The organism is Neobacillus novalis NBRC 102450 (assembly GCF_001591805.1).
In the GTDB taxonomy this organism is placed as follows: domain Bacteria; phylum Bacillota; class Bacilli; order Bacillales; family Cytobacillaceae; genus Neobacillus; species Neobacillus novalis.
In genome coordinates this window covers 46,057-67,005 of sequence record NZ_BCVP01000003.1, presented here as the reverse complement: position 1 = coordinate 67,005, position 20,949 = coordinate 46,057, and the positions used below count along the sequence as shown (strand labels likewise).

General features: G+C 39.1%; 28 protein-coding genes. 22 read left to right on the top strand and 6 right to left on the bottom strand.

Features of this window, described 5'->3' with window-relative positions:
• The first annotated feature begins 2 nt into the window (after nucleotides 1–2).
• From ctaF to BANVL01_RS01295, 3 genes are all read left to right on the top strand, one after another.
• Nucleotides 3–338, top strand: a complete 336-nt coding sequence (ctaF, locus tag BANVL01_RS01305; RefSeq protein ID WP_066084992.1) for a cytochrome c oxidase subunit IVB — start codon at nucleotides 3–5, stop codon at nucleotides 336–338.
• Between the two features lie 130 nt (nucleotides 339–468).
• On the top strand, nucleotides 469–1,374 hold the full coding sequence (ctaG, locus tag BANVL01_RS01300; protein ID WP_066084995.1) for a cytochrome c oxidase assembly factor CtaG: 906 nt from the start codon (nucleotides 469–471) through the stop codon (nucleotides 1,372–1,374).
• 106 nt (nucleotides 1,375–1,480) lie between these two features.
• Nucleotides 1,481–1,945 (top strand): DUF420 domain-containing protein, encoded by a 465-nt coding sequence (locus BANVL01_RS01295; protein WP_066084998.1) that lies wholly within the window; start codon nucleotides 1,481–1,483, stop codon nucleotides 1,943–1,945.
• A 226-nt stretch (nucleotides 1,946–2,171) separates the two neighbouring features.
• Here the strand turns inward: BANVL01_RS01295 and BANVL01_RS01290 are convergent, their stop codons facing one another.
• Entirely contained in the window at nucleotides 2,172–2,531 is a 360-nt protein-coding gene (locus BANVL01_RS01290) for a YugN family protein (RefSeq protein ID WP_066085001.1), read from the bottom strand.
• Between the two features lie 187 nt (nucleotides 2,532–2,718).
• On the opposite strand from BANVL01_RS01290, the gene BANVL01_RS01285 reads away from it, so the two are divergent.
• Both BANVL01_RS01285 and BANVL01_RS01280 read left to right on the top strand, forming a co-directional pair.
• Nucleotides 2,719–3,153 (top strand): CBS domain-containing protein, encoded by a 435-nt coding sequence (locus tag BANVL01_RS01285; protein WP_066085004.1) that lies wholly within the window; start codon nucleotides 2,719–2,721, stop codon nucleotides 3,151–3,153.
• A 285-nt stretch (nucleotides 3,154–3,438) separates the two neighbouring features.
• Nucleotides 3,439–4,389 carry a CAP domain-containing protein gene (locus tag BANVL01_RS01280; RefSeq protein ID WP_235845456.1) on the top strand — a complete coding sequence of 317 codons (951 nt, stop codon included), beginning with the start codon at nucleotides 3,439–3,441 and terminating at the stop codon, nucleotides 4,387–4,389.
• A gap of 17 nt (nucleotides 4,390–4,406) precedes the next feature.
• Here the strand turns inward: BANVL01_RS01280 and BANVL01_RS01275 are convergent, their stop codons facing one another.
• Both BANVL01_RS01275 and BANVL01_RS01270 read right to left on the bottom strand, forming a co-directional pair.
• Entirely contained in the window at nucleotides 4,407–4,766 is a 360-nt protein-coding gene (locus BANVL01_RS01275) for a hypothetical protein (protein ID WP_066085011.1), read from the bottom strand.
• 23 nt (nucleotides 4,767–4,789) lie between these two features.
• Entirely contained in the window at nucleotides 4,790–5,344 is a 555-nt protein-coding gene (locus BANVL01_RS01270; protein ID WP_342342305.1) for a PaaI family thioesterase, read from the bottom strand.
• Nucleotides 5,345–5,421: 77 nt separating this feature from the next.
• Here BANVL01_RS01270 and BANVL01_RS01265 point away from each other — a divergent pair, with 77 nt between their 5' ends.
• The 7 genes from BANVL01_RS01265 to coaD all read left to right on the top strand — a co-directional run bounded on the left by BANVL01_RS01265 (nucleotide 5,422) and on the right by coaD (nucleotide 8,924).
• A complete protein-coding gene (locus BANVL01_RS01265; protein WP_066085014.1) occupies nucleotides 5,422–5,832 on the top strand; it encodes a YlbD family protein in 411 nt (136 codons plus the stop codon).
• Nucleotides 5,833–5,851: 19 nt separating this feature from the next.
• Nucleotides 5,852–6,091 (top strand): YlbE-like family protein, encoded by a 240-nt coding sequence (locus tag BANVL01_RS01260; protein ID WP_066085016.1) that lies wholly within the window; start codon nucleotides 5,852–5,854, stop codon nucleotides 6,089–6,091.
• A 101-nt stretch (nucleotides 6,092–6,192) separates the two neighbouring features.
• Nucleotides 6,193–6,639, top strand: coding sequence for a hypothetical protein (locus BANVL01_RS01255; RefSeq protein ID WP_066085018.1), 447 nt, complete (start codon nucleotides 6,193–6,195; stop codon nucleotides 6,637–6,639).
• A 55-nt stretch (nucleotides 6,640–6,694) separates the two neighbouring features.
• Nucleotides 6,695–7,138: a YlbF/YmcA family competence regulator gene (locus BANVL01_RS01250; RefSeq protein WP_066085022.1), complete on the top strand. Its 444-nt coding sequence runs from the start codon at nucleotides 6,695–6,697 to the stop codon at nucleotides 7,136–7,138.
• A 94-nt stretch (nucleotides 7,139–7,232) separates the two neighbouring features.
• Complete coding sequence (locus BANVL01_RS01245) at nucleotides 7,233–7,508, top strand: YlbG family protein (protein ID WP_066085025.1); 276 nt, start codon at nucleotides 7,233–7,235, stop codon at nucleotides 7,506–7,508.
• Between the two features lie 357 nt (nucleotides 7,509–7,865).
• Entirely contained in the window at nucleotides 7,866–8,426 is a 561-nt protein-coding gene (gene rsmD, locus BANVL01_RS01240) for a 16S rRNA (guanine(966)-N(2))-methyltransferase RsmD (protein ID WP_066085028.1), read from the top strand.
• Nucleotides 8,427–8,438: 12 nt separating this feature from the next.
• Nucleotides 8,439–8,924, top strand: coding sequence for a pantetheine-phosphate adenylyltransferase (gene coaD, locus BANVL01_RS01235; RefSeq protein ID WP_066085029.1), 486 nt, complete (start codon nucleotides 8,439–8,441; stop codon nucleotides 8,922–8,924).
• Between the two features lie 26 nt (nucleotides 8,925–8,950).
• Here the strand turns inward: coaD and spoVV are convergent, their stop codons facing one another.
• Entirely contained in the window at nucleotides 8,951–10,165 is a 1,215-nt protein-coding gene (spoVV, locus tag BANVL01_RS01230) for a dipicolinic acid transporter SpoVV (RefSeq protein WP_066085032.1), read from the bottom strand.
• Between the two features lie 244 nt (nucleotides 10,166–10,409).
• Between spoVV and BANVL01_RS01220 the strand changes: the two genes are divergently transcribed.
• Both BANVL01_RS01220 and BANVL01_RS01215 read left to right on the top strand, forming a co-directional pair.
• Nucleotides 10,410–11,189 carry a patatin-like phospholipase family protein gene (locus BANVL01_RS01220; protein WP_066085037.1) on the top strand — a complete coding sequence of 260 codons (780 nt, stop codon included), beginning with the start codon at nucleotides 10,410–10,412 and terminating at the stop codon, nucleotides 11,187–11,189.
• A 7-nt stretch (nucleotides 11,190–11,196) separates the two neighbouring features.
• Nucleotides 11,197–12,216: a SepM family pheromone-processing serine protease gene (locus BANVL01_RS01215; RefSeq protein WP_066085040.1), complete on the top strand. Its 1,020-nt coding sequence runs from the start codon at nucleotides 11,197–11,199 to the stop codon at nucleotides 12,214–12,216.
• A 29-nt stretch (nucleotides 12,217–12,245) separates the two neighbouring features.
• Here the strand turns inward: BANVL01_RS01215 and BANVL01_RS01210 are convergent, their stop codons facing one another.
• Nucleotides 12,246–13,460, bottom strand: coding sequence for a nucleotidyltransferase (locus BANVL01_RS01210; protein WP_066085044.1), 1,215 nt, complete (start codon nucleotides 13,458–13,460; stop codon nucleotides 12,246–12,248).
• 236 nt (nucleotides 13,461–13,696) lie between these two features.
• Between BANVL01_RS01210 and BANVL01_RS01205 the strand changes: the two genes are divergently transcribed.
• The 4 genes from BANVL01_RS01205 (at nucleotide 13,697) to BANVL01_RS01190 (ending at nucleotide 16,046) form a co-directional block, all read left to right on the top strand.
• Nucleotides 13,697–14,218, top strand: a complete 522-nt coding sequence (locus BANVL01_RS01205; protein WP_066085048.1) for a YceD family protein — start codon at nucleotides 13,697–13,699, stop codon at nucleotides 14,216–14,218.
• A gap of 90 nt (nucleotides 14,219–14,308) precedes the next feature.
• Nucleotides 14,309–14,482 (top strand): 50S ribosomal protein L32, encoded by a 174-nt coding sequence (gene rpmF, locus BANVL01_RS01200; protein WP_063251584.1) that lies wholly within the window; start codon nucleotides 14,309–14,311, stop codon nucleotides 14,480–14,482.
• Nucleotides 14,483–14,584: 102 nt separating this feature from the next.
• A complete protein-coding gene (locus BANVL01_RS01195) occupies nucleotides 14,585–15,340 on the top strand; it encodes an enoyl-CoA hydratase/isomerase family protein (protein ID WP_235845455.1) in 756 nt (251 codons plus the stop codon).
• A gap of 76 nt (nucleotides 15,341–15,416) precedes the next feature.
• Nucleotides 15,417–16,046: an RsfA family transcriptional regulator gene (locus BANVL01_RS01190; RefSeq protein WP_066085053.1), complete on the top strand. Its 630-nt coding sequence runs from the start codon at nucleotides 15,417–15,419 to the stop codon at nucleotides 16,044–16,046.
• Nucleotides 16,047–16,091: 45 nt separating this feature from the next.
• Here the strand turns inward: BANVL01_RS01190 and BANVL01_RS01185 are convergent, their stop codons facing one another.
• Entirely contained in the window at nucleotides 16,092–16,565 is a 474-nt protein-coding gene (locus tag BANVL01_RS01185) for an N-acetyltransferase (RefSeq protein ID WP_066085056.1), read from the bottom strand.
• A gap of 235 nt (nucleotides 16,566–16,800) precedes the next feature.
• On the opposite strand from BANVL01_RS01185, the gene BANVL01_RS01180 reads away from it, so the two are divergent.
• The 4 genes from BANVL01_RS01180 to BANVL01_RS01165 all read left to right on the top strand — a co-directional run bounded on the left by BANVL01_RS01180 (nucleotide 16,801) and on the right by BANVL01_RS01165 (nucleotide 20,947).
• Nucleotides 16,801–18,138, top strand: a complete 1,338-nt coding sequence (locus BANVL01_RS01180; protein ID WP_066096314.1) for an acetyl-CoA carboxylase biotin carboxylase subunit — start codon at nucleotides 16,801–16,803, stop codon at nucleotides 18,136–18,138.
• Nucleotides 18,139–18,150: 12 nt separating this feature from the next.
• Nucleotides 18,151–18,363 carry a biotin/lipoyl-containing protein gene (locus BANVL01_RS01175; protein WP_066085059.1) on the top strand — a complete coding sequence of 71 codons (213 nt, stop codon included), beginning with the start codon at nucleotides 18,151–18,153 and terminating at the stop codon, nucleotides 18,361–18,363.
• A 22-nt stretch (nucleotides 18,364–18,385) separates the two neighbouring features.
• Complete coding sequence (locus BANVL01_RS01170) at nucleotides 18,386–19,927, top strand: acyl-CoA carboxylase subunit beta (protein ID WP_066085062.1); 1,542 nt, start codon at nucleotides 18,386–18,388, stop codon at nucleotides 19,925–19,927.
• Nucleotides 19,928–20,044: 117 nt separating this feature from the next.
• Complete coding sequence (locus BANVL01_RS01165; protein WP_066085064.1) at nucleotides 20,045–20,947, top strand: 2-dehydropantoate 2-reductase; 903 nt, start codon at nucleotides 20,045–20,047, stop codon at nucleotides 20,945–20,947.
• Nucleotides 20,948–20,949 lie beyond the last annotated feature (2 nt).

The following is a 20,949-nucleotide window of genomic DNA, read 5'->3' as shown; positions in this document are numbered from 1 at the left end:
TGATGACAAATCAACAGTTAAATTCAGGTAACCCAAGTGTTGACATTGAATATCGCCGCCGCAAGAATGCGGAGGAAATGAGATATCAAGTTGTTTCGTTTTCGTTAATGATTTTCCTAACCTTAATTGCGTTTGCGTCAGTGGCAATGAAAGGTTTTACCTCATGGTTTACCGTGCCGTTTATCTTGCTTTTAGCGGTCGTACAGGTAGTGTTTCAGTTGTTTTATTTCATGCATATGAGCCATAAAGGTCATGAAGCTCCACAATTGTTTCTGTTTTCTGGTGTGTTAGTTGCCATGCTTACGGTTTTGACATTTGTTACCATCATTTGGTGGTAAGTCCAAAAGAAAATCGGCGTTATGCCGATTTTCTTTGTTAAGAAGGTATATATCATATCTTTGCTTACTGTTTTTTTAATGGGTATAATGAAGACAGGATTCTTTTACTATATATCGAGGTGAGAGTAAGGTGCTTACATTAAATATTTTTGGTTTTAAAGCCCTTTGGAGCCCGTATTTTTTATTATTTTTACTTGCAGTAATAGCTGCCTATTTTCTCATTACCATTAAATTAAGAACAAAATTTCAGGGGAGTGAGCCGTTAACGGTAAAGCAAGCCTCATTGTTTTTAACTTCGATGGCTATTCTTTATGCTATTAAAGGCTCACCGCTGGATTTAATGGGACATTTAATGTTTTGGGTCCATGGGATTACCATGGTTATTCTAGTATTACTGCTGCCGCCATTGTTCATTAAAGGGATTCCAGCATGGCTTTGGAGAAGCATATTAAAAATTAACGTTCTTAATGCTTTATTCAACTTATTTACGAAACCAGTTATCGCAGTTCTGTTATTTAATGGTCTGTTTTCTTTCTACCATATACCGCTAATTTTTGATCATATCATGCAAAACCGCTTTTACCATGGAGGCTATTCTTTCCTTTTATTCGTGGCGGCAATTTGTATGTGGTGGTCATTAATCAGCCCTCTTCCAGAATATAAGCCATTAAGCGGGATTAAAAAAGTAGCTTTTTTATTCGCTAACAGTATGTTAATCACACCTGCTTGTGCACTGATTATTTTTTCGGATTCTTCATTATATGCGACCTATCATGACCCGGAAGTTTGGGGTCAGGTTATGAGTTTATGTGTTGGATCTTCTACATTTTCAAATTTGAATCTAAGTGGACCGGAGTTGTTTAGCTCGATGTCATTGGTCGATGACCAACGGCTTGGCGGTGTAGTGATGAAAATTATTCAGGAAATCATTTATGCTGTTGTGTTAGCCCAAGTATTTTTTGAATGGTATCGTAAAGATCAGGAAGACTCAGAACGAGAAATGAACCATTTCTTAAATCCAACACCTGCTGAATAACCTCCATTTGTGTGGAGGTTTTTTAATCTGATTAAGGGTATTAATTGATAAAGATAGGGAACTGCATTAATATTAAGGGAGAATATATTAAAGTGAGGAAATTTGAATGAATTCTTTACCAATTTTACCAACGATAAGTACCACTTTCATTGTTTTAAGTGCCATTACGGTAGCGATTGGCTGGCGGCAAATAAAACAAAGAAAAATTGAAGCGCACAAAAAGACGATGTTTTTTGCGGCTGTTTTTGCTCTTATCTTTTTTATTATTTATGCATCGCGGACTATTTTTATCGGCAATACTGCTTTTGGCGGCCCGGACAATATCAAAATCTATTACACCATCTTTTTAGTTTTTCATATCACGTTAGCAACGATTGGAGCGGTATTCGGGATTATTTCGTTACTGACAGGATATAAAAATAAACTGTCTATCCACCGCAAGCTTGGCCCGATAACGAGTTTTATTTGGTTCTTTACAGCAATTACAGGGGTGGCTGTTTATTTATTATTATATGTGTTCTATAAAGGCGGAGAGACCACATCAATGATAAAGGCGATTCTTGGACTATAATTGAAAAGACGCATGAAAATATTCATGCGTCTTTTCTGTAATATCAGAATTGATATCATTGAACTTTGAGAATTGTCCAGCTTCAGCGCCCTAGCGGCTAGTGTCCTTCGCTCTCCGCCCTACGATAAGTCAACATCGAATCGCTCCGCTCTTCGTGTTTCCTTTATCTCAGTTGGAGCGCTCCAGGCCATACGCCGCTGACCAGGGCGCTTCCGCTTTTCTGTGTTTATAAAGCAAATTGGCTAACTTCTTCTTTCACTGTCTCGAGAATCTTTTTGCAAGAGTTCACAAGGGAAGTCGGGAAGTTTTCACCTTCACCATATTCGACGCCATGTGGATAATAATGCTTTCCTAGGAATGGTGTCATTAATTGAATTGTTGCCTTGAAAGTATCAACGTCCCCTTCAAGCGCATAACCTTGAACCCGTAGGTAAAATACACCTTCTTTTAATTCAAACTTGCGATCATATGTAACACGTTCGTAGTCCCATTGACCTGCACGTACTAAACCGTGTTTATCCATTACTTCATCTAAACGGTTTAAATCTGCCTTTAACTTTTCAATACCAGTATTCTCGAATTTCATCAAAAATCCCTCCTAAAACGATTGCCATTACCCCTATGTTACCCAACTCGGTATTAGAGCAAGTATAATTCATTTTAATAATAGTTGAAAATGTTACAACTTGCAATGGATACATGCAGCGAATAAAACATTCATCCTTGGAAACCCTATAAATTGTTAATAGCGATAAATAAAAAGGGGCGACACAATGGGAAAAATTCGTGATATTATGACTGCTGAGATTGAGTGCTGTACATTATTAGATAATGTTTTTGAAGTTGCCGTGAAAATGAAGGAACTAAATGTAGGTGCCATCCCAATAGTTGATCAAGATAAACTAGTTGGAATGATTACAGACCGAGATATTGTTATAAGAGGCGTTGCAGAAAAACACCCCGGTTCATCAAAAGTAGAAGCGATCATGAGTAATGACCTGATAACTGTTACGCCAGATACCTCTAGTAAAGAAGCGGCAAAGGTAATGGCAGAGCATCAAATCCGAAGATTACCTGTTGTTGACGATGGTAGGTTAATTGGAATCGTTTCACTTGGTGATTTTGCCATTAATGAATTAACCGACGACCAGGCAAAGCAAGCGCTGTCGGAAATTTCCGAACAAAATTATAATGGTGTTCAACATTGAAAAACAGATTGACTTAATAACCTTTTAAAATAAAACAGGTACATACAGTACCTGTTTTATTTATCAGACATTTTTGTTATTGACTATTACTAATCATGATATTGATGATATAATTATTTTATCATCTATAAAATGATAGAAAAGTAATAGAGAGGGTGTAGACCTCTGCGAACTCTTAGTCGAATTCTGATACTTTCGGTAATTTTCTTAACAATTGGTTTTTATGTTAACATAAATGAAAAAGATGAAAATAAAGTACTGATTAAGGAAGATCATACTTCAGAAATGAAGCCATCTTTACCAGTGCCCTACAATAATCCAAACAAAAAAACTGTTTCTGAAAAACCAAAAGAGGGATTAGCATTATTAATCGGACAAGATATCACTGCCTTAGAAGAACAACTCGGCACACCAGCACGTATTGATGAATCTTTGTATGGTTTTCAATGGTATATATATAATCAGGACTACAGCCATTATTTTCAGGTAGGCGTTGAAAATAAGCAGGTTGTTACGATTTATGCTGTTGGAGAAAACCTAGATGTTGCTCCATTTGAAATCGGACAGCCTGTGGAGGAAATTTTTAATACCCAATATATCGATACAAATATAAATCTTGATATAAACGGAAATTCCTATCGTTTTGAACTGAACGATAACGATCTAAACCTTCGGCCAATGGTTCAATTAGGTGATATTTATGTCCAGCTCTATATTGATAAGTTTACTGGGAACCTTTCGAGTGTGCGTTTTTTGAACACACAAACATTAGTTAAACAACGGCCTTATGAGCTTGTCTATAGCGGTGAATTAATTGAGCCTCCTGCACCAAGTGAGGATACGTGGAAAATTATTGAATACGGTACCGCAAAAGAGATTTTTGATATTACCAATGTTTTACGAATGAGGCATAACCTAAAACCACTGATATGGGACGAGATTACGGCCGAAGTCGCATTTGGACATAGCAAGGATATGTATGAAAACAATGATTTTTCCCATACATCCAAGAAATTCGGCGACCTCGCCACACGATTAAAGACAGCGCAAGTTGACTTCGTGGCTGCTGGTGAAAATATCGCAGCAAATTATACGGATGGACCGGCTGTCGTTGAAGGCTGGCTAAATAGTACAAGTCACCGGGAATCACTATTTAATAAGGATTATTCGCATCTTGGAGTAGGGGTATATCAAAAGTACTACACACAAAACTTTATTCAAAAAGTGGAGCAATAAAAAAGGTGACAATCCTGTCACCTTTTTTCCATCTCAAAATGATTAAAAATAAATATGCTTCCTTCCCAGCTGCCATAGACGCGAATTACTTCCCCGACAGTAAACGACTCCATTTTTATTTCCTTAAGAAGTGGCGTTATCTTTTTGACGGTGATTAATTTTGTGTCTGTTTGGAGGTTAAGTGTCTGAACATATATGTAACGATGGTAATAAAAGCGCTGCTTTTCCGCAACAATACTTTTAATTTCCCCTGTTAAAACGGCTTCTTCCCTTACATTACCAGCAGCAAGCCATTTCACGTCCTGTTCTTTCATTTCTTTCTTTGTAAGCCAGAAAAAGTATAAACAAATGATGGGAATAACAATGGCGGTGACCATTATTGATCAAACTCCTCCATTTATTATTTATTAATTATAAAAAAAGTGCCTGTGGCATAGGCGATTTTTTTTCCGTCACTACGAAAGGCTTCACCTGAAATAACCAGAGTTTTGCTACCTTGATGAACGACCTCAGCTTTACAGCGGAGTGATTCGCCTATTCCCGGAGCGATATAATGGATATTTAACTGATTCGTTACAGCACCAAAACCCTCGGGAAGCAGGGAATTAGCTAAGCTTCCCATCGCAGTGTCCAGAACCGTCGCTGTAATCCCGCCATGAACAATATTTAGGTTATTATTTATAATCGGATTAATGGGAATTGTAATTTCACAGGATTCTTGGTCCATCGTTCTTTTCATCTGAAGAATCCCATCAATAAAAGTGCTCCGCTTTTGATTGATTTTTTTTTGGACTGCTTCTAAAAGGCAGGTGAGAGCATCTAAATCTGTCTCGGACCCATTTTCGATACATGATTCTAATAATTGACGTAATTCGTCTTTCATTCCATTTACCTCTTTCATTTCGTTTTCTCTTGCTATCTTACCATTCACAAGGATTATTATAAATATTTTCATATCAATTTGAGTTTTCACCTTTCTCCATTTCCTACATATTGTATTATTGGCGATGAATATGGGCAGAGGTGAAAAGTATGACACAAAAAAAATTGCACCCTTCCGTGCTGAAATTCAAAGAATTCGTAAAGAATAATCCGAAAGTAATCCAAGAGGTTCGGAAAGGGAAGGCGACCTGGCAAGAATTATATGAGGATTGGTACCTATTAGGTGAGGAAGATAAGCGCTGGGAATCAATTGGAACAGAAACTGAATCAGAACCTGAAACCAACACCAACACCGAGGCCAAGGGTGATTGGATGTCCAATATCATGGGAATGGTCAAGAAAATGGATCCAAATCAAATGCAAAATCATATTACTAACTTAAGTCAGGCCTTAGGAGCTATTCAGGGTGTTATCGCACAATTTCAAGGGGGTAATCCAACGGCGGGTGCCGTAAAGCCGCCAGAAGGGCCAAAGAATCCCTTTGTATTTAGAAAAGATTAATGGAGGGGAATCTTAACTGATGCGAAGAGAAGTACTAGAGTATATAGAACAACAGAAGGAACTAAAGCAATTTTTGCGGGAACAGCCTCACTGGTATCGGAAGCTGTCAAGAAATCCATATGATATACAGTCTCTTGAAGTTGCATCATTACATTATTATAAAAAAACGATTCCTGATCGGGTCGAGAAATTCTCAAGCGGCGTCCAAATGGCGAATATGATGTATCAAATGTTTCAGGTAATGAAGACTCAAAATTAACAAAGGACCACATTTAAGCAGATGTGGCCTTTTTTTATTGATGTAACAAGACTAAAAAATAAAAAGGAGGCGAACAATACAGGAAAGAAGGAGTGATTGGTTTGAAAGGGGTAATTCCTAAAGCTCTAATTTTACTGTTAACGGGAATCACAATAGGATGTCAAAAAGATTTGCCAAAGCCTGAAACGAAACCAAAAATCGTGATAATGGAACCAACATATAAGAATCAGTTCGAGATTTTACCGGTTTATAATCAAAATTCTAAAGAAATACCGTCTTTAATCGTGAACCATAAAACAAGAGGAAGTCAAGTGATGGTCGAGTGTATCGTTACCGGAATTAGCTTCCGTGAATCTGACCGCACTAAGGATAAGGTTGGCAAAATGGTTATTTGGATCGATGGGAAAAGAACATCTGAAGCCTCCTCAGCAGCCTTTATTATTAAAGGACTATCACCGGGAAGCCACAAATTAAAGCTCGAAGTTGTCAAATTAAATTATGAACCATACGGATTAGCAAAAGAGTTTATGGTAAATATCCCTAAGTAAAAATTTTCGCTTTCTCCAAATATTAATGTTAAAATGTCTTTGGAGGTGGGCGTACATGCTTGCTACGTTAGAGAGAATCGAACTATTGGAAAATGCTGAAAACTTAGCTAGGATGGTCCTAGAATCTGATATAGCAGAACAATACCAAATTTGTTTATATAAAATGCAAAATAACAAGGAAACACAGCGGAAGATAAACCAATTTGTCAACCTAAAGGAACTTTACGAAGAGGTTCAGCGCTTTGGCAAATACCATCCTGATTATAAACGGGTTATGATGCAAATTCGCGAATTTAAACGTGAAATGGATTTAGATCCCCTTGTTGCCGAGTTTAAGATAGCTGAAAATGATTTGCAGGGCCTCTTGGATGAAATCAGCATGTTGGTTGGCGGCGCAGTTTCCAGCCATATTAAGGTACCAACAGGCAACCCATTTTTCGATACAAAGTCTAGTCACGGCAGCGGCTGCGGCGGCGGAGGAAGCTGCGGTTGCGGGTGAAGAAGCGGAGTAGCAAAAAAGTTTGAATTGATAAAGTTTGTTTTAATATGCTAAACTTATGTAAAATGATGGTTTTGCTGAAGGGGAAAAAAGTATGTTTGTTCAAAGGCAAGGATTGGTTATATGGCTTTATTCATTAAAACAAGCTAAAATGCTAAGGCGCTTCGGAAATGTACATTACGTGTCAAAAAAGCTGAAATATGTCGTCTTATATTGCAATCAAGAAGAATTAGCGGGAATTATGGAAAAGTTGAATTCCTTTTCATTTGTAAAAAAAGTAGAACCCTCCTATAAACCATTCTTAAGAATGGATTATGAGAATTCAGCACCAGATAAAGCGAAGGAATATGATTATAAAATGGGTATTTAAAAGGTGGGGCTCTCCTGAGCCTCACCTTTTTGCTGTGACGAAATATTTATTTGAGCGGGAAAATTTATTAAAAGTACGTATAAGCTTTTGGGTTGTGGAAATAATGTTAGTAACAACATCAATTCGAGGATGTTGTTGCCAACCGCGGAGAAGACTTACGTTTCCCCATAAGTTCTTCCTCCGGTTTCTCCTCTCCCTTTGCCTTCTATCCTTTATGAGGATGTGGAAGGACCCTGCAGAATTTTTCTGCAGGGTTTTTTTTTAGCCGAAAGGAAAGTATAATTGTGTACTTTTTGTAAATTATGATAGGATGGATAAAGAAATTGGATTTTAATTAAAAAATGTGGTGATATGTTTGTGAGAGTGGTGTCAGGAGTTTGTAAAGGAAGACCTCTTAAGGCGGTACCTGGAAATTCAACCAGGCCAACTACGGATAAAGTAAAGGAAGCATTATTTAATATGATTGGACCATATTTTGACGGGGGAATAGGCTTAGATTTATTTGCCGGCAGCGGAGGCTTAGGTCTCGAGGGATTAAGCCGTGGAATGGAAAAGGTTATTTTTGTTGATCGTGATGCAAAAGCGATTCAAGTGATCCATGAAAATATTCAGGCCTGTAGATTTGAAGAGCAAACAGAGGTCTATCGTAATGATGCAGGACTAGCACTGAAGGCGCTTATTAAACGAGAAATAAGCTTTGATTACATATTTTTGGACCCGCCCTATAAAAAACAACAGCTGGTCAGTTTGATGGAAAAAGTCGATAACCGGGATTTAGTAAAACCTAACGGAATGATTATCTGTGAGCATGGTTTTGACGTCGAATTACCACTCAGGGCGGGGCGATTTACGCAAATGAAACATGAAAGGTATGGAGTTATTGCTTTGACGATTTATATGCGAAACAATGGAGAGTAAGGGGGAGACATTTTGTCAAGCATTGCTGTTTGTCCAGGGAGTTTTGATCCAATTACCTATGGCCATGTAGATATCATTCGCAGAGGGGCCAAGGTTTTCGATAAGGTATATGTTGTTGTTCTGAATAATTCAGCCAAAAATCCGCTGTTTACAGTTGAGGAAAGAATTAGTTTGATTAAAGAGGTGACAAAGGATATTCCAAACGTAATGGTGGATGAATTTTCAGGCTTGCTAGTCGAATATGCAAAAAGTGTCAAGGCAAATGCCATTATTCGGGGATTACGCGCAGTTTCCGACTTTGAGTACGAAATGCAAATTACTTCGATGAACAGGGTGCTTAATGATGACATTGAAACCTTTTTCATTATGACTAATAACCAGTATTCCTTTTTAAGCTCCAGTATAGTGAAAGAGGTTGCGAAGTACAACGGGAACATATCAACGCTCGTCCCGCCGATTGTTGAAAAGGAATTACAGAAAAAGTTTCTGTTCAAATAAATGGAAAGAGCTAGCAACCCAATTGCTTAGCTCTTTTTTAATCGTTGAAACAAAATAAACACATAGATTAACAGGGAAAAGATGGTGATAAGTGGGCCCGTTTCTACCATCTTTTGGTATAAATGATTCACCCATGACCCATCCTCAAAAAAACCAACTGGAATGGCATTGGATGGATGCCCATTGCTGCTAAAGCGCAAATATATTGGTTTCCAAAGGATGAGAGCAAACAAGCTGGCAAAAATACCATGTATGATTCTTGCAATAAAAAAGGGCTGAAACCTGATATCAGTTTGTGCAAGGATGCTGGCAACCTGTGCTTGGACACTAAAACCACTGAAGGCCAAGATGAAACTTGTAATCATTGCTTGTTGCAGAAGTGTCGCAGCTTCTACACGACTTGTCAGGTCGCTACCTAAGGTAATTTCAAATAATCCCGAAATAAATGGAATGCTTAACATTTCCGGAAATGATAAAAAGGAGAGACCCATTTCAACCGATTTTCCAAGTGCAGCAGTTATATGTAAGTGATAAAGAAGTTTGTTCACCACTGAGAAAAGAATAATGAATCCACCGACCATTAACAAGGTTTGAATGGATGAATTGACAGCATCACCTAGAAGTTTACCAATAGGCCGATTATCTTTTAATCTAGTTTGATGCAGTGCAGAAACAGCAGCTCTAAGTTTAAATCTTTTTCTACTTTCCCTAGTTTCGACAGGTGACTCATTCCCATAAAACCGCATGATAATGCCAACGCATATATTCCCTAAATAATGGGCTAATCCGAGGAGAAGACCTAAACGGGGATTATGGAAGAATCCTACTGAAACAGCTCCGAAGATAAATAAAGGATTTGAAGAATTTGTGAAAGAAACGAGCCTTTCAGCCTCAATTTGTGTTAATTGGCCTTCCTGGCGTAACCTCGCTGTAAATTTGGCGCCGGCTGGGAACCCTGAGGCCATCCCCATTGCCCATACAAATCCTCCCACACCAGGCACCTTAAACAGTGGTCTCATGAGGGGTTCCAGCAAAACGCCAATGAACCTAACAACCCCAAAGCCAATTAACATTTCAGAAACAATAAAAAAAGGTAACAGAGAAGGGAAAACGATTTCCCACCACATATCGAGACCGCGTATAGAGGCTTTTAATGACTCTTGCGGGAAAGAAATAAGTGATACTGCCAAAATAGTGACAGATGTGGATAAAAGAATAGTTTTTAGTTTTGAGCGAAACAATGAAGGGGACCTCCTTCCAAGGGGATAAACTAGTTCAAACTGTGCAAATCAAATATTTGAATGGTAAAATAGAAAATATTCTTTTAACGATTTTGGAAAACACTGTCTCGCTGAAACGTATGGCCGTTTCCGGATTTCGCCTTGTCCCATATAACACAAATATACTCATAGAAGGTTATTTTAGACCATAAGATTGAATGAGTAAGCTAAGATTCTATGGATGAATAAATTGGAGGTAGCGATTATGGAGCACCCTAGAATAGGTTTAGCACTTGGTTCGGGTGGTGCACGAGGGTTTGCTCATTTAGGAGTCATTATCGCCTTGAAAGATGCGGGAATTCCAATTCATCTAATTGCTGGCAGCAGCATGGGGGCACTTGTTGCCAGTTTTTATGGGGCGGGCATCGACTTGAACCGGCTATATAAATTTTCAACCGCCTTTAAAAGGAAATACTTTTTGGATTTTACCGTTCCAAAAATGGGCTTTATCTCAGGAAAGAAAGTGAAGGATTTTATCAAGGTTTTTACTCATGGAAAAAATATTGAGGACTTATCGATACCAATTGGCATTGTCGCAACCGATTTACTAACAGGAGAAAAGGTTGTTTTCAAAGACGGGCCTGTCGCTGAAGCTGTAAGAGCAAGCATCTCTATCCCTGGGATTTTTGTACCGGAAAAATACAAGGGGAGGCTCTTGGTGGATGGCGGTGTTGCTGATCGTGTCCCTATCTCTGTTGCGAAAGAAATGGGTGCAGATATTGTTATTGCCGTAGATGTTTCCATGGTGAAACGTAACGCCGAAATTACCTCGATTTACGATGTCATTATGCAGAGTATTGACATAATGCAAATGGAAATCGTCAACAGCAGAGAGAATACGGCAGACGTGATGATCCGTCCCCCTGTCGATGTTTATAGCTCGCGAGCCTTCACCAATATTGAGGAAATTATCAACCTTGGTCAGGAAGAAACTAAAAAATATCTAAAGCAAATAGAAACTGTCATTGAAGAGTGGAAGGGGTAAACGTCCAATGCGCAAAAAAATATATATAGGATCCTTCGTATTGCTTGCCATCATCTTAATAGGGGCGATGAATTATTCATTGCCCTATTATGTATCAAAACCGGGAATGGCGAAGGAGCTTGGGCCGATTATAACAGTGGAAAACGGCTATAAGGATGAAGGAAACTTTATGCTTACAACAGTAAGAATGGGAAGGGCTAATATTTACTCCTATTTAGAAGCAAAGATGCAAAAATATGAGGAAATTTATCCACTGGATTTGGTGTTAAATAAAAAAGAGACTGAAGAAGAGTACAATGTCAGGCAGCTCCATCTGATGGCCGCCTCGAAGTTGAATGCGATAGAGGTCGCCTACCGGAAAGCCGGTGTGCCTGTAGACTATAATTATAAAGGAATTTACGTTATGCAGGTGATGAACGATATGCCCGCCGCTGGGAAGCTTCAAGCAGGTGATCGGATTTTCAAAGTGGATGGGCATCCATTCCCGTCCTCAGAAGAATTCATTAACTATGTGGGCAAAAAACAAGCCGGGGATAAGATTGAATTAACCTTTTCTCGAAATAAGGCAACAAAAAATGTTACCTTGAGTCTTCAGCCGTTTAAAGAAGACCCTAAAAGGGTTGGAATTGGCATTTCATTAGTGGATGATAAGGAAATTGTTGTCGACCCAAAGGTTACGGTAAAGACCGATACAATTGGCGGCCCATCTGCAGGACTGATGTTTTCTTTGGAAATCTATAACCAGTTAACGAAAGATGATTTAACGAAAGGCTACCAAATTGCTGGAACAGGCACGATTGATGTTGACGGGACTGTGGGACCTATTGGCGGGATTGAACAAAAAATTGTCGCCGCTGACAAGGCAGGAGCGGAATTCTTTTTAGCTCCGAATGAAAAAGGGGTCAAGAATTCTAACTACCAGGCTGCCGTAAAGACCGCTCGTGATATTAAAACAAAAATGAAGATTGTTCCAATCGATAGTTTCGATGAAGCAGTTCAATATTTAGAGAAGCTTCCAGAGAAGTAAAAAAGATGGTGCCTATCGCATCATCTTTTTTACTCAACCAATATTGGCGGCTGCTTGTATTCTTGTTTAATCATTTCATTTTTTAACTGATTCGGGATGACTAGGGAATAAACTCGTGCTGCTTTTACATCCAGTAAAATTTCTTTTTCCTTAAAGGAAGATAGTTTAGAAACGAGGGGGAGGCTGAACTCCTTTTTTCTCTTATTCAAGTATGCTTTTCCTATTGTTGTCATTCCTAATAGTCTTAAATAAGAGGCTTTTTCACTATTTCCATCCATTTCTGCCTTTTTTGTATTTGTCAAAATATGAACGCATAATCTTTGAAGTCTTGTCCATGTATAACGTTTTGTTTTTATTTTTTTCATAAATTCTTGAAAGTTATTGGACACTAGAGCTGCGGATAGTAATCTGTGCTCAAGTCCTTCCTCCACTTCATAAATTTCTCTTAGTTCTTCTGGACTGCTATGAATGAGCCGGAATTGAAGGAAGCTCCAATAATTTTCCCATTGGTGAAACGCTTGATTTTCGTGTAAATATTGTTGTAACAATTGATTGGTTGGCTCCGGTACATATTGGTCAATTTCCGATTTACCATCCTCATTTGAAAAGATCGCTTTTCGGATACTCGTTGCGCTCGCTATCGTTTCCGAAGCAAAATTTTCATCGTGATAGTCAGCGTTTTTGCGAGGAACCGTCAATGCTTTTATTGAGCTTTTTTGCTGGTTGATTGCTTTTATGTATTGAAAGCCTAGGATATTATTTGGTTTTGCTAAATCCAAATATCGTTCCGAATCTGGTAATTGTCTAAATGAAAGTGATACGGCCTTAGGGTAACTGACACCTGTATCGATAAATCGTTTGATATGATCATCAAATCGTGTTTGCTGTCCTTCTAAAAAATCAATTGTTTGATAAAAGGCGGAAAGATCCCCGCTTTCACTTCCAAAGCATAAAGATTCGCAGCCAACTGCATCAAGAATCGAGACGGCCCCATTTGCAAAGGTTTCTGCCTTTTGTACAGCGAAGCGGTAGGGAAGTTCAATAACAATATCTACACCATTTAATAGCGCCATCCTCGTGCGATACCATTTGGAAACAAGTGCAGGTTCCCCACGCTGCAAAAAATTCCCACTCATGACCGCAATCACAACATCGGCCTTTGCTGCTTCCTTCGATGCCTTCAAATGGTGGGCGTGTCCGTTATGAAAGGGGTTATATTCGACAATTAAGCCAACAGCTCTCATACTAATCTCCTTCATTAAAAATTATTATCATTATAGCAAATTTTTAAAGAAACCAATCAATTTTTATGATAAGATGTTGTAGATGTTTGTAAAAAGTGGTTCTGGATAAACTAATATAGGATAACGTTTGTTCAAATTGCCTTTTTAAAAAATCACCTGACGAGGTGTAAAGAAAAAACATTGACAAAAATTTTAACGAAGGCTATAATTACTTTTGTTGCCTTGAGGTGATTCAATTGAAATGGACATTAAGTCAATTACAAAAATATCGAAACAAGGATTTTTTGCTTGATGAAACGATTCGGGTAGATGAGATTATTGAAATCGATCCATCCATTCGGGAAGTCTCTCCGATTCACATTACGGGTCGTGGAGATATTGATTCAACGAAAGTGACATTCCATTTAAAAATCGAAGGTCATTTAATTCTTCCTTGTTCTCGTACTTTAGTGGATGTTAAACTTCCAATTAATGTCGAAACAACTGAAACGTTCCTCTTACAAGGTTCAGTTTATGAAACTGAAGAGGAAGCGCATCAAGTAAAAGGTGACGTGATTGATGTAATGCCAATCATCCGTGAAATTCTTTTACTTGAGGTTCCGATGCAAGTGTTTTGCGAAGACGTCGATTCTGAAGGAGCTGCACCGCAATCCGGTAAGGATTGGGAAGTGGTTCATGAAGAGGATCAAGTAAAAAAGGTTGATCCGAGACTAGCAGGCCTTGCTAAGTTTTTTGACGAAAACAATTCTTCTTCGTAAATCTAATCGGCAAAAACTAAGAAGCAAAGTGAAGAACCAGTATCCCTGGCCTTCATTCCTTTCTTAATACTCTTTAAGGAGGTGGGAAGAATGGCTGTACCTTTTAGAAGAACTTCTAAAACTGTAAAGAGAAAACGTCGTACTCATTTTAAATTAAACGTACCTGGTATGGTAAGCTGCCCAAACTGTGGTGAAATGAAACTTAGCCACCGCGTATGTAAAGCTTGCGGAACATACAAAGGAAAAGACGTTGTAAACGACTAATTTCTGTTAGGATAGAAAGCACAAGGGTTTTTATGCCCTTGTGCTTTTGTCGTTTACAAAAGTTGTTAATAAATAATCATCTATATGAATGGAAGTGGGAATTTGTCATATACCATTGAAAAACGGGATAAGGGTTATCTGTTATTTACAATTACAAGAAATGAAAAAAGAAATGCTATTAATTATGATGTGATGAACGGAATAGGAGCGGCGATAAAAAGAGCTTCTGAGGATGATAGTAAGGCGCTGATTATTACTGGAGAAGGGGACCAGGCCTTTTGTTCCGGAGGAGATTTATCCGTTTTTCATCTACTGCACACTAAAGAGGAAGCCTACTCTATGCTTTCAAAGATGGCTGCGATTCTTTATTCGCTGCTTACGTTACCGATTCCGACCATAGCGCTCATAAATGGATCCTCGATTGGGGGCGGCTGTGAACTTGCTGCAGCCTGCGATTTTCGTCTTGCGCGAAATGGAATTAAAGCAGGTTTTGTCCAAGGAAAGCAGGCGATAACCACTGGCTGGGGCGGAGGGGCTATCCTTGCAGAAAAACTCCCGGCAGCAAACGCAATGAAAATGCTAATGGATGCTGAACTGCAAACAGCAGAAGAATTAAAAGCTTCCGGTTTTATTGATAATCTTTTCGAAAAAGATGCGTTAAAGTCGTGTGAAGCATATCTTGAAAAAATCTTAGCCAAGGATTTAAGAGTCCTGAAGTCCTATAAAAGAATATGGACTCGAAAGTGGGAGGAATCGAAGCTGCGCGAAAGAATAGAGGAAGAGGTAAGAAATTGTGCATTGCTATGGGAAAGTGATGCCCATCATGATTATGTTAACCGATTTATGAATAAAGATTAAAAAGACAACCCTTGTTTGAGTCTATCTTTTCTAGTAGATGCATATGTATTATAAAAACACTAGGAGGGATGAACTGATGTCACCAACCCGACAAGATGCGTGGTCCCAAGACGAAGATTTGCTGCTTGCTGAAGTGGTGCTCCGCTATATCCGTGAAGGCGGAACACAGCTGCAAGCATTTGAGGAAGTAGGCAAACAGCTATCAAGAACCTCGGCAGCCTGCGGATTCCGTTGGAACTCATATGTTAGAAAGCAATATAAATCAGGAATTGAGCTTGCAAAGAAACAGCGTAAAGAGTTGAAGAAGCAAGAAAACCCAGTGGAAGCGGAGCCTTTTCAAGAAGAGCATCAAGTGGAAACGATATCGGCGCCGCCTGGATGTGAGCAGGGCAGTACAATTACCTTCCCCGCAGTCGTTCATTTTTTAGAAGGACTTCAAAAACGAGCGGAAAACTCATCCAGCATTGAAGAGGTTAGGAAGAAATCTTCGGAAAAAATCAAAGAGTTGGAGAAGAAAACTTTTTATTTGGCTGCGGAAAATGAAAGACTGGCAAAAAATTTAAAGGCAATTGAAGAGGATTACCGCTCTTTAATTGAAATTATGGAAAGAGCTCGGAAGATGGTTGTCCTCCAAGATGAGGACAGACAGCAAAAGGTAAAATTCCAAATGGACAAAAACGGCAATCTTGAAAGAGTAGAGAAATAGTAAAAAGCGGACACTTCTTTGTCCGCTTTTTACTTCGTTCCTCTATTAATGATGCTGTGCTTCGACACCATCTGGATACCAGACAAGTGGATTTTCTCCACGGTCACGCTCCATGTCATATTCTACATTAGCAAACTCCATCTTTTCCCAAAAGCTGCTTGACTTCACTCTCGGGTTTGTTTTGATTGGCAGACCAAAGCTTTTCGCAAACTCGACAAGCTGTTTGCCATACCCCTTACCTTGATAATCAGGTAACACTTCAAGCTTCCATAATTCTAAATAGTTTTGCGGTGGATAGAAATAGCGGTCAAATTTAGCGTTAATTTGATATAGACTCATGCGTGCTACTAGTTTGTCCCCGAAATAAACTCCGTAAAATGGTGATTCACTATCATTATCAATCATATTTGCTTCAAGATCTTCAAGCATGGATAACTCTTGAATCCCATATTCTTTAAATTTTTTAAACTCTTCCAGTGTTTTAAAATTTACTTTTAGTTTTTCCACTTTTACTCCCATAGCCATCCTCCTAAAATAATAACCTCATATTTTTGTCTATATGCGATTGTTTCTGAATAACGTGAGGTGAATAATTTTTGCATTTTTCAAAACGAATTAATATCATTATATAACAAAAATAGAAAAAATTCTTCCTATAAACTCTGATAGCGTTTTCAAATTTTGCAGGAAATTCGGGGAATGATGTAGAAACATATTAATGATGGAACAAAAGGGGTATGAAAGGGGAAAAAATGTGCAAAAAATTTTAATTGCCAATCGAGGAGAAATTGCGCTGCGGATCATTAAGACTTGTCAGGAGATGGGAATTGAAACGATTGCGATTTATTCCGAAGCTGACAAGGAAATGCCGTTTGTGAAAGCGGCTTCTAAGGCGGTTTGTGTGGGGGAACCGCCTGTCAATAAATCCTATTTGCAGGCAGAAAAAATTTTAGAAATTGCAAGAAGCGAAAACGTGGATGCCATCCATCCAGGATATGGCTTTTTATCTGAAAATGCCGCATTTGCGAAACAAGCGCTCAAAGATGGAATTATTTTTATCGGACCAAATCCCGAAACGATCGAATTAATGGGAGATAAAATCGTTTCGCGCCAAACAATGGAGCTGGCGGGAATACCAGTAGTGCCCGGAAGCGAATCCGGGTTAAAGACGATTGAGGAGGCTTGCGGCCTTGCAGCATCAATCGGTTATCCTGTCATGCTGAAGGCAAGCGGCGGCGGCGGCGGGATTGGAATGGTGCTTTGTGAAAATGAGCAAGCGCTCGTTAAGTCTTATGATTCGACAAAGTCGCGAGCAATGGCCTATTTCGGTTCTGATGAAGTTTTTATTGAGAAATATATTGCTGATGCCAGGCATGTTGAAGTTCAGGTATTTGGCGACAATCACGGAAATATCGTTCACCTGTTTGAGCGGGACTGTTCGATTCAAAGAAGACATCAAAAGGTTGTCGAAGAATCACCATCGCCATTTCTTTCGGAAGCTGTAAGACAAAAGATGTTCGAAACGGCAGTAAAAGCAGCGCGTGCCGTAGATTACACGAATGCAGGAACGATTGAATTCATTGTCGATGAAAATGAAAATTTTTATTTTTTAGAAATGAATACACGACTGCAGGTAGAGCATCCCGTAACCGAAATGATTACGAATCTTGATTTAGTCAAATGGCAAATTCTCGCAGCAAGAGGGGAGAAATTACCTTTGCCGCAATCAGCGATTGTTTCATCAGGCAATGCGATTGAGTTTCGTCTTTATGCGGAAGACCCTGTCCGCTTTTTACCATCACCAGGGAAAATTACTTCGCTTAACTGGAATCAAAGCGGCGAAGTAAGGATTGATGCGGGTTACGAGGAGGGGGGAACTGTTACCCCATTTTATGACCCAATGATTGCCAAATGTATCGTTCATGGTCAAACACGGAAAGAAGCATTGGCAGCAGCAGAAAACTTCTTTAACGGTGTGAAAATTGAAGGAATAAAAACAAATGCACCACTTTTTTTAAAGATTCTAGCCAATGAAGACTTCCAAAATGGATCGTATACGACAAGTTTTTTAACAAAAAAATTAGTGAAATAAGGGGAGAGAAGCATGAAAGAAATTACAGCATCGATGGCAGGAACGGTTTTGAATATTTTTACAGAAAACGGTAACCCCGTTAGTGCAGGTCAGGAAGTATTAATGCTTGAATCGATGAAAATGGAAATTCCGATTGAAAGCACGACAGAAGGCATTGTACTAGAAGTGAAGGTTACGATCGGTGATTTTGTCAATGAAGGCGACGTTCTCATTGTCTTAGAATAGCATTTTTCGAGGGGGAGCATTAATGGCAGCAACAAACACATTAACTGAGCAATTAAATGAAAACAGAAAAAAAATTGAGACTGGCGGTCAACCAAAATATCATGAGAAAGCCAAGGAACAAAAAAAACTCTTTGTTCGTGACCGGCTTGCCTTATTGTTTGATGAAGGTAAATACGAAGAAGACGGTAAATTTGCCAATTTTAAGGCTGGAGATTTGCCGGCAGATGGCGTCATAACGGCCATTGGTAAAATTAATGGCCAGACAGTCTGTGTCATGGCAAATGATTCGACCATCAAAGCTGGTTCTTGGGGAGCTCGGACAGTTGAAAAGATAATCCGGATTCAGGAAACAGCGGAGAAATTGCAGGTTCCTTTATTTTATCTAGTCGATTCAGCCGGAGCACGAATTACTGACCAATTAGAGATGTTTCCAAACCGCCGCGGAGCAGGAAAAATCTTCTATAATCAAGTGAAGCTTTCCGGGATGATTCCGCAGGTTTGTATTCTATTTGGCCCTTCAGCAGCTGGAGGTGCATACATTCCAGCGTTTTGCGATATCGTCATCATGGTTGACCAAAATGCCTCGATGTATCTTGGCTCACCACGGATGGCTGAAAAGGTTATTGGTGAAAAGGTTTCCTTAGAAGAAATGGGCGGCGCCAGAATGCACTGTTCAGTCAGCGGCTGCGGTGATGTCCTTGCCTTCAGTGAGGAAGAAGCGATTGAATCAGCGAAACAGTATATCAGCTATTTTCCTGCCAGCTTTAAAGAAAGAACAAAAATCACGGATGGTGTGGCCGCGAAAGAAGGCCGCGAATTAGAAGCAATCATTCCAGAAAACCAAAACGCTCCGTTTGATATGTATGAATGTATCGATAGACTGGTTGACAATGCTAGTTTTTATGAAGTGAAAAGATTGTTTGCACCGGAATTAATTACCGGATTAGCTAGAATCGATGGAAGGGCTGTTGGTATCATTGCGAATCAGCCTAAAGTAAAAGGCGGCGTATTATTCGTTGATTCTGCTGATAAGGCGGCAAAATTTATCCAGCTCTGCGACGCCTTTCACATTCCATTATTATTCCTTGCCGATGTACCTGGTTTTATGATTGGGACAAAGGTAGAACGCGCCGGAATTATTCGTCATGGGGCAAAATTAATTGCGGCGATGAGCTCGGCAACGGTACCGAAAATTTCTGTTGTTGTTAGGAAGGCTTATGGTGCTGGTCTTTATGCGATGGCTGGTCCGGCGTTTGAACCTGATTGCTGTATCGCACTGCCAACTGCACAAATTGCCGTTATGGGTCCTGAAGCGGCTGTCAATGCTGTCTATTCCAACAAGATTAATGAAATTGAGGATCCAAAAGAAAGAATCGCCTTCGTCCAAGCAAAGCAAAAAGAGTATAAAGAACATATCGATATTTATAAGTTAGCATCTGATCTCATTGTTGACGAAATTGTTGCACCAGCTGAATTGAGAGATGTGCTCATTCAGCGCTTTGCTTACTATGAAACGAAAGAATTAACCTTTAGTGTTCGCAAACACCCAGTTTATCCAGTATAGTCCAAAAATCCCTGGTCGTTCTATTGACGATAAGGGATTTTTTTCATTAATCTCATTCACAAGAAACCGCTATTATCTGATAAAATAGGAGGAAAGACTACCAAATGAGGGATTACCATGAAGGTTGGAATAATCGGAGCCGGTTCAATTGGATTATTATTTGCTGCGTATATTAGCAGAGTTTTCGAGGTAACGATTTACACAAGAACAGAGGAGCAAGCAGCCCAGATAAATAAATATGGAATCTTATTGCAAAAAGAATCAGAACAAACGATATCCATGGTTAGTGCGTTACCAATTACCGAATGGCAGGGAACAGAGGCTTTAACGATTATTGCTGTTAAGCAATACCAGCTTCAAGCGATTATTGAAAAAATAAATCATTTACCCGTGATGCCTGAAAATCTATTATTTCTACAGAATGGGATGGGCCATTTAAAGCTTCTTAAGAAAATCCGGGCCAAGAATATCTTTCTGGGTTCAGTCGAACATGGAGCATTAAAGGAAAATCCATATCGAGTAAACCATAATGGTGAAGGTAAAACTAACGTTGCGGTTTTCAACGGAGATGGCTTATTGCTGCATCAATTTTCTGCCAGCTTTTCAAAGGAATTTCCGATTGTATTCCAGGAAGACTACTACAAAATGCTGGAAAATAAATTAATTGTCAATGCGGTCATTAATCCCTTGACTGCCATCCTACAGGTGCAAAATGGGGAATTGGTAAACAATCGCGCTTATTATCATGTATTAAAGAGTCTTTTTTGTGAAATCTCTTTTATTTTGAATTTGGAAAAACAGGAGGAGCATCTACAGCAAATTATTGCTATTTGTAAAAACACTGCAGAAAATCGCTCTTCGATGCTAAAAGATATTGAAGCAAACAGACTGACGGAAATAAACGCTATTTTGGGATTTTTATTGGAAGAGGCTGTTAGACAGGAAAAGAAAGCTCCTCAACTAGAAATTTTTTATTATTTGATTAAAGGAAAAGAAGGAGAGAGGGGGCGGAGGTCCTGACT